The organism is Okeania sp. SIO2B9 (genome assembly GCF_010672505.1).
Taxonomy (GTDB): Bacteria; Cyanobacteriota; Cyanobacteriia; order Cyanobacteriales; family Microcoleaceae; genus Okeania; species Okeania hirsuta.
On sequence record NZ_JAAHGK010000041.1, the window covers coordinates 1 to 14,055 of the forward strand.

Annotated in this window: 10 protein-coding genes and 2 pseudogenes; 2 read left to right on the forward strand and 10 right to left on the reverse strand. The window is 39.6% G+C overall.

Translation table 11 applies throughout. The features are described 5' to 3' along the window. The 7 genes and pseudogenes from F6K13_RS03150 to ffh all read right to left on the reverse strand — a co-directional run. Positions 1 to 395 (reverse strand): ChuX/HutX family heme-like substrate-binding protein (locus tag F6K13_RS03150; RefSeq protein WP_287286803.1); only part of this gene is annotated, 395 nt, incomplete at its 3' end. 116 nt (positions 396 to 511) lie between these two features. Then, positions 512 to 643, reverse strand: a complete 132-nt coding sequence (locus F6K13_RS03155) for a hypothetical protein (protein ID WP_287286804.1) — start codon at positions 641 to 643, stop codon at positions 512 to 514. Between the two features lie 15 nt (positions 644 to 658). Then, the gene (locus F6K13_RS03160; protein ID WP_124147121.1) at positions 659 to 1,612 is read right to left on the reverse strand and encodes a PhoH family protein; all 954 of its coding nucleotides are present in this window, start codon (positions 1,610 to 1,612) and stop codon (positions 659 to 661) included. Positions 1,613 to 1,726: 114 nt separating this feature from the next. Beyond that, positions 1,727 to 1,960 carry a hypothetical protein gene (locus F6K13_RS03165; protein WP_287240362.1) on the reverse strand — a complete coding sequence of 78 codons (234 nt, stop codon included), beginning with the start codon at positions 1,958 to 1,960 and terminating at the stop codon, positions 1,727 to 1,729. An 84-nt stretch (positions 1,961 to 2,044) separates the two neighbouring features. Beyond that, positions 2,045 to 2,524: a KH domain-containing protein gene (locus F6K13_RS03170; protein ID WP_192901299.1), complete on the reverse strand. Its 480-nt coding sequence runs from the start codon at positions 2,522 to 2,524 to the stop codon at positions 2,045 to 2,047. A gap of 91 nt (positions 2,525 to 2,615) precedes the next feature. Then, positions 2,616 to 2,885: pseudogene (rpsP, locus tag F6K13_RS34900) on the reverse strand (30S ribosomal protein S16); the annotation flags it as partial. A 142-nt stretch (positions 2,886 to 3,027) separates the two neighbouring features. Further along, a complete protein-coding gene (ffh, locus tag F6K13_RS03180) occupies positions 3,028 to 4,479 on the reverse strand; it encodes a signal recognition particle protein (protein ID WP_124145993.1) in 1,452 nt (483 codons plus the stop codon). Between the two features lie 965 nt (positions 4,480 to 5,444). Here ffh and F6K13_RS03185 point away from each other — a divergent pair. After that, positions 5,445 to 7,799 (forward strand): GAF domain-containing protein, encoded by a 2,355-nt coding sequence (locus F6K13_RS03185; RefSeq protein ID WP_124155170.1) that lies wholly within the window; start codon positions 5,445 to 5,447, stop codon positions 7,797 to 7,799. Positions 7,800 to 8,362: 563 nt separating this feature from the next. Next, positions 8,363 to 8,602: pseudogene (locus F6K13_RS35755) on the forward strand (IS1 family transposase); the annotation flags it as partial. 515 nt (positions 8,603 to 9,117) lie between these two features. Here F6K13_RS35755 and F6K13_RS03195 read toward each other — a convergent pair. The 3 genes from F6K13_RS03195 to murF all read right to left on the reverse strand — a co-directional run bounded on the left by F6K13_RS03195 (position 9,118) and on the right by murF (position 13,751). Continuing rightward, the gene (locus F6K13_RS03195; protein WP_124145996.1) at positions 9,118 to 10,323 is read right to left on the reverse strand and encodes a DUF1214 domain-containing protein; all 1,206 of its coding nucleotides are present in this window, start codon (positions 10,321 to 10,323) and stop codon (positions 9,118 to 9,120) included. 110 nt (positions 10,324 to 10,433) lie between these two features. Beyond that, positions 10,434 to 11,798, reverse strand: a complete 1,365-nt coding sequence (locus tag F6K13_RS03200) for a hypothetical protein (protein ID WP_124155168.1) — start codon at positions 11,796 to 11,798, stop codon at positions 10,434 to 10,436. 543 nt (positions 11,799 to 12,341) lie between these two features. Further along, positions 12,342 to 13,751, reverse strand: coding sequence for a UDP-N-acetylmuramoyl-tripeptide--D-alanyl-D-alanine ligase (gene murF / locus F6K13_RS03205; protein ID WP_124145998.1), 1,410 nt, complete (start codon positions 13,749 to 13,751; stop codon positions 12,342 to 12,344). Between the last annotated feature and the right edge of the window lie 304 nt (positions 13,752 to 14,055).

The window sequence follows — 14,055 nt, forward strand, 5'->3', positions numbered from 1 at the left end:
TCAGGAACAGGTTTCCAAACTTCACCATATTTTTCTTTCAACCCTTGCCAAGATTCTACCTGTCCAGGTTCATATTCTCCTGGTTTTCCCCATTGTAAAAATGCACTCAAAGCAATTTTATCTTCACTATCTAAGAAACGAATTGCATAAGTAGTAAAATTTCCTCTTTTTGCTTCCCCAGTCTCAAACTTTACCTGTTTAATCATATCCATGTTTAGATGGAACTCAACAATATCGGTGTGCATATTGGCATACTTGCCTTTAGGAAGTTCAGCATAAAATAACTTTTGAATTTTGCCCCTAACTTCCAATACGGCAGCAGTACTTGTCACAATTAAACGTAAAGTTCCCAATTGTTCACAAGCTTCTAAAAAATCTTTTAGGTTAGTAGTCATAGATAGAAATATTATTTAATTATTTATTTTTGGCGTTGGCGATTTAAGATATGATATAATAACTAGACAACTAGGGATAAAACTCCGTTCCGCGCTCCGCCTTACATATCGCGTAGCTAAACAAAAAAACTTTCTCCTTCTATTCTTCTCTTGTTTCTTCTTCTTTCTCCCCTCCTAACTCCTGTTCCCCTCCTGGGAGGGGTTAGGGGTGGGTTGACTCCTAAGTAATTAATACTAATATCATACACTAATTCAGCAACGTCTTATTTTTCATACTGCTCGTAAGCAGCAACTATTCTCTGTACTAGAGGATGTCGTACCACATCTGCTTGGGATAGTTCACAAATAGCAATACCCTCTACATTTCGCAGAATTTTCATAGCAACTGCTAAACCAGATTTTTGACTTAGAGGTAAATCTGTTTGAGTAATATCTCCCGTCACCACCATTCTTGAGCGGAAACCCAAGCGAGTTAATACCATTTTCATCTGAGCAGGGGTGGTATTTTGAGCTTCATCAAGAATCACGAAAGAGTTATTCAGAGTTCGACCTCTCATATATGCTAAAGGCGCAACTTCAATAGTGCCTTTCTCCATCAAAGTAGTTACTTTTTCTGGTTCTATTAATTCATAAAGAGCATCATATAGAGGTCGTAAATAGGGATTAATTTTCTGTTGCAAATCACCTGGTAAAAATCCCAATTTTTCTCCAGCTTCTACAGCAGGTCTAGTTAAAATCAAACGTTCATATTGGTTATCTAAAAGTGCTTTAACTGCTAGAAGTGCTGCCAAAAATGTTTTACCTGTACCAGCAGGACCCACACAAAAAGTCATATCGCTGGTGCGGATAGCTTGTGCATATTTTCGTTGACGGAAAGTTTTAGCACGAATTTCTAACCCACGACGGGTTTTAACTAGAACGTCTTGTTGAAGTTCTTGTAGGTCATCTTGACGGTTAGTCTCAATAGCATGGCGAGCAGTGAGAATTTCTACTCCAGTAATGGTTTTACCATGTTTCCAGAGGCTTTCGAGCGATCGCACAATTTGTTGGCATCGTTCTATTTGAGTTGCCGTGCCACTGATAAATAATTCTTGTCCACGCAGTACAACATTTGCCCCTGTATGTCGTGCCAGTAGTTTAATATTTTCTTCCTGATAACCAGAAAGATTGATCGCGCTATCAATACTAGGCAACTCTACTCTTACTGTCTCTGTCATGCCAACATGGTTCTCCATTCCATATTTGCTAAGACTCCCTAACAAATACTTTCTGTTTTTTTATCATTTTCTTTGTGGGTTTAATACCCCACCGTCAACGGGGGTGTTCACGCATTACTTGGGGGAGCGTAGACGCGGAGCGGCCCTTCGTTGACTATCCCCATGTAATTTTCCTCCTGTCTCCTGTCTCCTGTCTCCTGTCTCCTTCTTCAACCAAGTGCTAGCACTAGATAACCCAAAGGCTGTCACAGTTGTTGGCAGTAGCAAAGCAAGTTGCTCAATGACCGCCCAACGCAAATTTATCTTATCGGTTTTTAAACTAGGAAACCATCTATATATTTTTATCAATAAATAGTCCTCCAATCTTAGAATAATGAAAGTAATGCCCCACTATTCCTAATAAAAGTTTTAGTGGTGGCATTGTGATAATTTTTACCTCATTCCACGATCGTCTCGTTTATATATAATTGGACTTGGAGTTGTACTACGACTACGAGATACTCTTTGTCTGTTGTAGGATGGGCGACTAATTGGCATAGTCTTTCTATCATAAGTCCCTTCTTCTCGATTGCTATCAGAGTAAGAAGGAGAAGGGCGTGGTGTCTCTGAATGGTCTTCGTATATCTCCAAATGCACAGATTGACCTGCTGTTTGAGCTAATGCTGCTAACACAGTACGAACCGCTTGGATATTACGTCCTCCACGACCATATACTCGTCCTTTTTCGAGTTCATCAAAAGCTAGACGAATCCAGGCTTTTGCTTGCCGAGGATTTACTTCACAGTCCACTCGTAAAGACTCTGGTGAATCTAGAAATGGCTCAATTAAAAATCTTACTATTTCCGCGTAATCAGGGTTAGCTGAGTGAGAATTATTCCTCAGACTCGGTAGCTGCTGTTTCAGTTGACTCACTGTCACTGGTTTGGCTGGCTTCGGTATTGGCAGTTTCTTCGCTTGGTTGATTATTGGCAATGGCTTCTGTTGATTCTGCATGGGAAACTGATACGTTCTCTTGGGTGTTAATTCCGGTTCTTGGTGATTCAAGGACATTAGCTTTTCTCAATATGTCACGCACTGTTTGTGTTGGTTGAGCGCCTTGTTCAAGACGTCTGGTAATTCCTGGTACATCTAGCCTAGTTTCATCTGTTCTGGGATTGTAAAAGCCGAGTTCTTCTAATGGACGGCCATCACGTCGGGAACTGCTGTTCATTGCTACTATCCGGTAGCTAGTCTCCCGTTTTTTTCCATATTTCTTTAATCGCAGTTTGATCATTTCGAGTGATTATACTCCTGTTTGGAATTGTAAGCTATTATGTTTCATGGTAACGAAGAAATTATTAGGCATCTTTTGTCAAATTTACAGTTTGCCACCATATATTTATATTTTAGGACTCTTAATACCTGCTACCGTATTCTTAAAGTTGCCCAAAGCCCTTTTTCTTTTTCTGTTTCTTTTTCTTTTTGCCACCACCCATACCGGGGTAGTTTGGCAATCCTGGAGGTGTTCTGCCTCCTAGCATTCCTGGCATCCCCATACCTGGCATTCCTGGCATCCCCATACCTGGCATTCCTCCTTGGCCCATTTGTTGCATGAGCGATCGCATTTTTTGGAAGTCACTCACCAGTTTACTAACATCTTTTTCAGCATAACCTGAACCACGAGCAATACGTTTTCGTCGAGAAGGAGACTTGGCTAAAAGTTCTGGGGTTTGGCGCTCTTGCTTTGTCATTGAATTAATCATTGACTCACAGCGTTTGAGTTGAGTTTCTCCCTGCTGTAACTGATCGTCACTCAATTTATTCATTCCAGGAATTAATTTCATAATTCCTCCCAGAGAACCCATGTTCTTCATCAGTCGCGTTTGCTTCAGGAAGTCAGTAAAGTCAAACTTAGCTGAGAGAATTTTCTCTTGCATTTTTTCTGCATCAGCTATGTCAAACTCTTCCTGAGCTTTTTCTACCAGGGTCAGTACATCTCCCATCCCCAGAATCCGAGAAGCCATCCTCTCTGGGTAGAAAGGTTGTAGGGCTTCTACTTTTTCTCCCACCCCCACAAATTTTATGGGCTGACCAGAAATTCTACGTACTGATAATGCTGCCCCACCTCTTGTATCCCCGTCCATTTTTGTGAGGATTGCCCCTGTAATCCCAATTTGATCGTTGAAGGTACGGGTTAATGTTGCCGCTTCTTGACCTGTCATTGCATCCACTACTAGCAATGTTTCTTGGGGCTTAACTGCTGCTTTAATTTTGGCGAGCTCCGCCATCATATCTTGGTCAATCTGTAGCCGACCTGCTGTATCTATAATTACAGTATCTATGCCCTCTGTCTTTGCTTTTTCAACACCTTTTTGAGCAATTTCTACAGGATCTATATCTATGCCTAATTCAAATACGGATACATCTATCTGCTTACCTAGAGTAACTAGCTGGTCTATAGCAGCAGGTCTATAGATATCAGTAGCTACTAGCAAGGTACTTCTGTCTTGCTTCCGTAGATGTAAGGCCAATTTAGCTGAGGCAGTGGTTTTACCTGTCCCTTGTAAACCTGCCATCAGAACAATAGTTGGTGCTTGTTCAGCTTTTGCTAGGGGAGCATTGGTTTCTCCCATGACGCGCACTAGCTCATCATGGACTATTTTGATGAACTGTTGATCTGGCCTTACTCCTGTTAATACATCTGCCCCTTTAGCCTTATTGCTAACCTCGGCTATAAAGTCTTTCACAACCTGTAAGTTAACATCTGCCTCTAATAGAGCACGACGGACTTCTCGTAGGGCTTCTTGAATATTGGAGTCTGTAATTTTATCTTGACCCCTTAGTTTTTTCCAGGCGACTTCTAAGCGGTCGGCAAGGGCTTCAAACATAAAGCAATTTCAGCTAGCTAGTAGTAGTTTTTTATTATATATCATCTGAAAGGTTTTTTCTTTTTTTTACCTAACTTTTTTTCCAACTGTGAAATTCAAAGCGTTCTGAATATAGACAGTTAGCTTCTGTTTAAATTTTATTTATTGCTTCTTTAAAGTAAAAAAAATTTTCGTTAAATCATTGCTTTTTCTCTTTTACAACAATGTAATCTTTTATTCCTAACCTAATTTCCTATTTCCATAATCGATAACTATTTTGGTTTTTTATTCAGCTCTTCATAGATATATAGAAAATTCAGTGCATATTTTTTTCATATCTGCAATGTTGGATATCTTTCAATATTTTTAGTACAAAATATTTCTCGGCATTTTTTGTAGCAAAACAAAAATTATATAATTTACTTCTTCAAAACAACATAAATCACGATTTTCTAACTTTAACTCTACTCAATATTCAAGCAAATCGTAAATATTAATCTATATCTTTATCTTTAATTATATTATATTTACCATAGTGTATATATTCTGTCAATAGTTTCCATTTTATGGGGTTTTACCCATAATATTATTAACCTATCAGTAAATATTTGTCCAGTATCAAGCTTACTTGTCCAGATATATAGCTTCGATCTTGGATTTTATGGCCTATTATTAAAAACTCGGCCTAGTTTAAGATCGTATATATAACCCATTTGAGAGTTATCTAATTGATATAGTTTAAACATGGGGAGATGGGGAGATAGGGATATGGGAGCATTTTTCTACCTGCTTGGTGCGCGTTCCCTTGCGCCGTGCGAAGGCGCGGGGTCGCATCTGCTTTTTCCCCTATTCTATTTCTGAATTTCCTGACTTCACCAGGACTGAGTTCTGAATTCTATGCCAAAAACACATACCGTGTGCAAAGAGACCAAATGGGTTCTCATAGATACATAAAATAAATATTCAAAACATCAGGTGTAAAACAGATGCATACTTCCAAACAAAAAATTACAGATAAACATAACAAATATTATACAAAAGCTTTACCAGGGAAAACTTCTTCCATCCCAAACCATCAAAACAGTGAGGATATCAATATAGAGCAACTATTGCAAGCTCTAGCATCTCAACTATCCAATCACCATAATCAAGTCGATCAACTAAAAATTTGGAGACAAATAATAGAGCGACTTGAAGATTTTCCACACCAAAGCAGAATATTAACAGCAATTGTAGAACCAAGTAACCTCAGCATTAAATATGCTAATCATGCTTTTTGCCAGCTAATGGGAATGAATCAGATCGATGAAATAGAATCAAAGCAAAACATTAAGCTGAATGAGTTGGTAAGTGATTGGGAGAAAACAGAACTAGAAAAAATTTACCGCCTGCAAATTTTGCACTGGATACTCAAAGAACTTTATCAAATAAATACAGCAAATCTACAATTTCAACATTATTCAATCATATCAACCATTAATTGCCCACAAAACTCAGAACCACAGTATATAGAATTCTGGTTTTGTTGCTCACAACAAAAAGTACAAAGAGTTGAGAAAACTGTAGACGATTTTACAGATATCAATTTCCAATCAATGTCAACATCTGAACAAATAGCTTGGTTGATACAACCGGGAAATCTAGAAATTTTAGCCCAACAGTTAAAATTGGAAAATTTCCAACTAGAGGGTTTGTTTTTACTCGAAGGATTGGATGTAACTGTTAAAGAACAAAAACGAAGACTAACTCAACTGTTAGTAGAACCAGAATCATTGATGCAGCAAGAAAAATTTCAGCAAATTGACAAACAAATGCGGTCGCTATTCCGGGCAGATGATATGATTCTACTGCGCAATGAAGGAGAAAAACAACTAAAATTATTTATCAGCAGTGAGTATTTAACCACAAGCAACTACCCTGGACTATATTCCACGCAGAGTCTACAGGATTCTCCAATCTTCAAAACTGTTAAAGATAATCAAATTCAGAATATTCCCGACCTGAAGATACATTGTCAAACTGAGTGTGAACAAAATCTATATCAAAAAGGAGTTCGCTCCTTGCTACTAATTCCTCTAGTAATTAAAGCTGCCTGTCCACAAGATAGTTCTGGACTTCAAGCAGTTTTGGGAATAGTAGGATTAACTAGCAAGCTCCCCAACAATTTTTATACCTCTGATTACAAACACGCTCAGGAACTTATTTCACCTTTAACCACTGCGGTTCGTCAAACAATTCAACAACGGTTCACAAATATTCGTAATATTCACCCGGCAGTTGAATGGCGATTTTTGCAAGAAGCAGAACGCCGTCGTTGGGGATTACCGCCAGAAATAATCGTTTTTGAAGATGTCTATCCTCTTTATGGTATCTGTGATATTCGTGGATCTTCCAGCGAACGCAATCGAGCAATTCAAACCGATCTGCTGACACAATTTTGCTTAGGATTGACAATTGTCGAAACTGTTTGTCAAATCAAAGATAGTGCTTTTTGTCAGCAACTACGGCAAGATCTGTTGGAATATATTAAGTCTCTAGAAGCAAAAGTATCAGTGGATAGTGAAATTACAGCGAGAGATTATCTACATTTACATTTAGAAATCTACTTTGATTATTTTGTGGAATGTGGAGATGCTGTTAAAACTGCTGTAGAAGCTTATCGAGCTGCTTGTAGCAATGAACATCATAGCGTATATCAAGCTCGCGATCGCTACGACCAGATGTTGCACAAAATTAACTACCATCTTCAAAATACTTGGGAAAAGTGGCAAAAGCAGATGCAGCAAATTATACCCCACCATTGTGATTTTGAGGCTACCGATGGCATAGACCACATGATGTATCTGGGGAAATCTATTAATCCTAAATTTAGTCAATTTCATCTCTGTAGTTTGCGTTATGAGCAACTACGAGCAATTTGTGATTGTGCTAGAACAATTTTGCGCCTGAAAGCTGAATCTGAGGAAGTTACTTTGGGAGTTGTGCATCTGATCTTAGTGCAGAATTCTACAATTGATATTTATCACAATGAAAGTACAGAAAGATTGTTTGATGTCAAAGGTAGTCGCGATATTCGTTATGAAATTGTTAAAAAGCGAATTGATAAAGGTGTGGATCAGGAAACAAAGGAGCGGATAACTCAGCCAGGGATGTTGACTGTGGTTTATTCTACTGATGAAGAGTGGCAAGAATATCAACAGTATTTCCGTTATCTAGTTCGTGAAGGTTGGGTGGAGGATAAATTTGAGAGTGGTTTGGTTGAACCTCTACAGGGAGTAAGTGGTTTACGGTTTGTTCGAGCAAAGGTACTGTTGCCTGAAGAAGCTACATCTACTAAGTAGGTCGATAAAGTTGGCGTTGTCAGAAAAGAAGATGATTGAGAGAATGATCAGCGTGTAAAGTTCAAGGAAAAATGCAATGGAATGTCCAGAATGCCACAGTTACCACATCCATAAAAATGGTCACGCGAAAAGGTAAACAAAATTATAGCAATGTGCGCTGGCATATTTACAAATTACAAGAACTGTCCAGTAGCTAAAAGTCTTATATTATAGGTTTTTTATTCCCCCTTCCGGAGCTGTTGCCTTCCGGAGCTGTTGCCTGCGCACAGCGCTATATGTCTGTGTCAAGTGTGGCCGTCAATTGATCCCAGAATATCAACCCATACGGATATAGTGATGATGCCAAACGCAACTGCTGGAAAATGTATGTTAATGGCATGGGTTTTCGTGCCATAGAGAGAATTACAGGAGTTTCACGCACAACTATTATAGATGGGGTTAAACTCGTGGGAACACTTCTACCAGATACCTATGAGGCAGAAACTATGCCAGAGGTAGGAGAATTGGAGCAACTGGAAACCTTTGTTGGAAAAAAAAATCAAATCTGGCAGAGGAGCTGCTGTTGGGTGAGGGATGGTAATCCAGTTTATAGCAAATTTATTCCAGCAGGAGATCAGATTGTGAGCAAGACTTACATGACTGGTGTAGAGGAAGAAAATACACCTTTACGTCATTACTGAGCTATGTTAGATGGCAAAACCTTGTGCTATTCCAAGTCTGTTGAAATGTTAAAGCACTCAATTCAACTACTGATTCATTACCTTAAGTTTAAAGAGGTCTCTGTTCCCACCCTGTCCCTATAATTTATCTTTTAATCTGACAACGCCATAAAGTTATTATTATGATAGCAGGAGTCGGGGGTTGGGGAAAATCAGGTAAGAAAGGTATTTCTACTGAACTCGTCAATCTGATAGTTTTATAGATTGTGTATTATCCAGACATGATATAATATCAAGTCCGGTTGAACAACCTCACTTCAATTTAGTAGTCAGTAGTTAGTGGGACTTAAACATTTTTAGGTCGAAAAATGGCGCTCGTGTCAGTCTAGATAAAGGAATTACGTCAATGGCCTAAAAATGCCTAAAACCCTTGGTAATTAAGAATTTATGCCTTTTTGATGTCAAAGCCTCTTTCTGTCTATATTTGAGCCTATTTTCGACTTCTATTTTGTGTAAGTCCCATTAGTAATCAGTACGCGGATGCCAAACCCTTAAATGTTAATTATTGCTAAAAATTTGCTTCTGCTCAAAGAGTTACCCTCTAAAAACTCCAAAATCGCACCTTGGAGTTGGTAGGACTCAATCACTTATCCCACATTTTACTGATGCACTACCGTAATTCTTAGCGATGATAGCGGGTGAGGATTCTCGTCCTGGTGGTATAGTTGCTGTTCGCGTTCCTTAGCACTCAGTTTGAGACTGTCTGGGAGCATAAATGTATCAAGAGCCTCGATCTTTACAGTCCGTGTTTCGATCTTCTCATTCCCCTTTTTAAAGTTCCAGCGGGCAGCTAGAACTCCTATACGCAGTCCTCCTGTCGCAATCCAGTTAGCATAACCCGGGTCCAATTCAGAAACAATAATTCGGACCTTACCATCGGTATCTGTCACAACGTCTTGATTATTGATTTGCACTGGAATTGAGGAATGCTCCAACCCTTGAAACCAAAAGTTGTGGGCAGCGACTGACCAGTAGGCCGCTTCTGTGGGAACAATCTCGATAAGAAGCACCTCGTCTTCGGAAAGGTTCCAGGAACCTATATAGTATTCATTTTCTTGTGAGGCACCAAGGTCAGCCTTGAGGTCATCCGGGAGAGGCTCAAGAGCATTAGGCATAGAAATCGCCAAACGACTCGTGTCAAGGTAGGCCAAGGCCAAGTTTTTAATGAACCCTGTGACATTGGATAGCTTTTCGGCAAGTGCTTCTGGCTTGTCATATTCCTTGGGAACTGTCAGAGGCCGATCAATTCGATCAATCCTCAAAGCATAAAGATTTCCTCGCGAATCATCAGGAATATATTGTCTCGCCATGAGATGGGTAATATCTGGTGTCAGCTCCATGTAATTCCCACTTCGACTGGGGCCACCGATAATCATTTCAAAGCTTCCATCAGGCTCGAGATCGAAGTCGAAAATACTTTGTGTCTTCACTGTTTTGTTGGGCAGTCCGGGTGTCCACCATCCCGACATGGTTTGAATCGTTGCAGTAGCCGGCAGTCCGCCCTGAGCTTTACCAATAATCCTGTAGACTCCGGATGGATCGATCTGGGTGGAATGGTAAGTCCCGTCTCGTTGGTCTCCACCATACCGAGCATAATTTGTGAAAGTGACAGTCCATTGTGGACGATCCGGATCGGCATTGAGCAAATGAATATCTAATCCAACATTAAGCAATGTCGCCAAGTAGCGATAACCATCCGAATGAATCTGCGGATCGTCTTGAGGTACGCCTTCCTGGCTCATTAGCCAAGGTCCTAGTTCTCCAATTTGTTTTGAGAAATCATCCCAAGCTGTAAATTTTTTCATGGTTATTTGGTATTGTCGGGGGTTGGTTTTCCGGTCGTGAATTAGATATAGGTATAGTAATGTTTCTCAAATGTTTACTGCGGAGCAATCCGAAAATGTTTCTCAAATATTTACTGCGGAGCAATCCGAACTGGTCCGAATATTCCCGTCAAATAGATGCCACCATCAGGAGTGGGCATTGCAAATGTGCCACCAGTATTAAATTTGACGCTCTGACCGAAAGAGATGTCAGCGACCTTTTCTCCAGTCTCCCAATCAAATCCAACCAATCCGTACACGCCCTCTCCTACGGTTGCAAGGTAAGCCGTGCCATCCTTGACAGAAACAGGCGAAAGCGTCCAAGTGAAAGTCTTTTCGTCATAGACCCAATCACTCTTGAATTCGTTTTTCTCCCAATCCCAACTGAACTTTTCAGCACCACGAGGAGCTGGACGTGTTAATCCCATGGTCACCTGAGTTGAGACTAGATCAAATTCTCCATCTAAGTAGACAGGTTCGGGAAACTCTGAAGCAAACATCATCATGCCATTTCCGAAGACGTGCGGCGACCATTCAATTGTTGTCGCAACCGGAAAAGAAAGCGGAATAGACGCAGCAGTTCTCTGAGTCTTCGCGCCTTCTACTTTTTTGGCATCCTCTGGTATTTCATCACGCCAGAAAGCCACTGCTTTTACCGGATCGCCTTGATCGGCGATTATTACAAGTTTGTCCTCTTCCTCTCCAAATCCCAGCAATGTTGGGGTCGTGCCGCTGCCATTTGAAAGAGACCCCTCTTTTTTCACCCAGTCATAGGGTTCTTTCCAAGCGCCATCTGCTTCCTCTAGGGATATATCGGTGCCAGTCCAAACGAGTTTTCTCATGTACTGGTCTGTGACGACGTAAATACCACCTTTCTCATCTACACTGACGCCGTTATCAACAATTTCACCAGGGATTGGGGCGATCTTGACATTAGACATATCGCGGTCTACAATCGCAATTGCTCCTGCCATGGCCACTACAATCTTTCCGTCATAGGTCATATTTACCCCAAGGAAACGGCTAATCTGCTCTTGCAAATCCTCAGGCGCATCCAGGCGAAGGTCTCTGGAGTTCACAATTTCGATTTCAGAAGCAGGATCATCAGGTGATATATCGCCGACTTTTATCAGTTCTGTTCCATACCCTGGGTAGTAAAAGCCATCCACATCCATCATCGTGTAGAGGCCGTTAGACCAATTTTCCGTTTTGATTCCAGTCTCTCGCACTACCGGTTGCAAACGAGCGAGTAAGGTTTCCTCATCTGTCTCTGCAGCATCAAGGTCATCAACCAGACTCGCTGTTTCTTCTTGTGACAGGTACTGTTGTTCAAAGCCGGGAATTTGAATTTCCGAGACGAGTTGAAGTCCGCCATTATCAAACAAATATTTGGCAACCCGTCCCAGTCCCGAAACAAAAATCACCTCGCTGCCATCGGGGTATTTTCGATATGCCAAACCGGTATTTCCAATACCACCGGGAGCAAAGGTGACATCCTCTGGTTCTACTTCGACCTCACCTTTCCAGGCAGGAAATTCGATTATGTCTGTTTGCGCAACATTGAAATGAATTATCGGGTAGAAACTCTCCTGGATCAGTCAGGGATTAACAGGGGGGAGGTCGGCACGGGCCGTTCCCGGAGCAAATATCACCAGCAATACTGTTATTGCAAGGATTGTCGCTTTAGTAAGAATTTTATGATACATTGAGTGATCCCTTGATAAAGTAGAACTAAATCATCGCAATACTATCGATAGTACAAAGTCTCAAAAGTTTTTCTGACGCATAGCTTCGCTTCAAAGTGAAAGTTTGTAGGGAAACTGGGCAATAGTAGCCTTATTTGTTTACTGATTTTATCATGTTTATAGAACCCATTTTAAGATATTCCAAGGAAATTAAGTTTTGAAACTTCTCAGTGGTTGGGGGTTGAAAACCTCTAAAATCTTACTTTTGACTTTAAATTTTCCCTATTTCCCTAATACATATTCATCGAAATAGCATTACTTATTAATTAAAATTTCAACAACTTTATTAAGTTCTACAGAATGAGAAGCCTTAAAAAGAACCCGATCGCCTGGTTGTAAAAACTCCTGCAAATGTGTTGCTAATTTCTGATGAACATCATTATAACTAATATTTTCTACCTCTATAAACTGCAAACCAGCAGCACCAATAGCCATTGCCTGTGCTTCTTCAAAATCAGCCAAAATAAATAAACCATTAATATTCAAATTTCGCACAACATTCCCAACCTGTTCATGGAAGAAAACTGATTTATCTCCCAATTCTTTCATAGTTCCCAACACAGCAATATGACGTTTTCCCGGAGTTTCAACTAACAAATTCAGAGCAGCTATCATCGACTCTAAACCAGCATTATAACTTTCATCTAAAATCACAATATCATTCTCTAAATCATATCTTTTTGCCCTGCCTCCTGGTAATTGAACCGATAAATTATTAGTCAAAGGTTCAAACAAAGTTTTTGTCGAAATATTTTTTCCATGTAGCACTTTCAACACTGCCAATGCTGCCAAATAATTAGAAGCATTATGACTACCAGGTAAAGGTAAAGGTAAATCTACACCCTCAACATTTATAGTTTGAGAACCAATTAATTTTCCCTGTAAATCTCCACCTTCTAAACCATAAGTAAAAGTTTCTCCAGACCAAAACTTAGCCGCAGTTTCTATCAACCGTTGATTATCATAATTCAGAATAGCAATACTATTATTAGACATTTCTCTTAATAATTCACACTTAGCTTCAGCGATCGCTTCAACAGAACCCAAACGACCAATATGAGCAGTACCAACATTAGTAATTAAGCCAATTGTCGGATTGGCAATATGTGTTAATTCTGCTATTTCCCCTGGTCCTCGCATTGCCATCTCTACCACAGCATAATTATCATCAGAGGAAAGTCTTAGTAGAGTTTTAGGCACACCTATTTCATTATTATAGTTAGCTTCAGTTTTCAGCACTTGACCCTGAATAGCCAAGACTTTAGCAATTAATTCCTTAGTAGTAGTTTTACCAACTGAACCTGTGACCGCGATTACAGGAATAGCAAACCTATCTCGCCACCAACGAGCAATTTTTTGGTAAGCTTCTAAAGTATTTTCTACTTGTAATATAGATACGCTATTTGACTCTTGTGTAACTCTATCCTTTAAGGTATATTCTTCCTCAACAATGATGCAAGAAGCCCCTTTTTCTATTGCCTGTTTCACAAATTTATGGCCATCAAACTTTTCACCTCGTAATGCCACAAATCCTTCACCAGATTGTAAGTTACGAGTGTCTGTATTTATGCCTGTAATTAATGTTTTTTCAGGAATCTGAAAATTTTTAAGTGTTGTAGCAGCCAAGATTTCAATTAATTGAGATAAGGTAATGTGACAGACCATAACGATTGGCAGTCCTACTCAAATATGTATAATACATATATTAGAGTATTTATTATTTTTGAAGTCAATTTATTTTTTTGGAGCTAACTGAGCAATCAGGAAAAAATAAAAAGTATAAATAATTCTCTAGGGGAAAAAAAAATTTTAAGTTTGGTAAATTTTGTCATAATTTAGAGCTGACACCAGACAAGATAACTAAAACTTTGCCGAGCAAGGATTAATAAAATTTAGACTATCTTATGTATATTACAATAAGTAACGAAAAATTTGTATGGAGTTGGAAGTAGATGCTACTAATAAATCA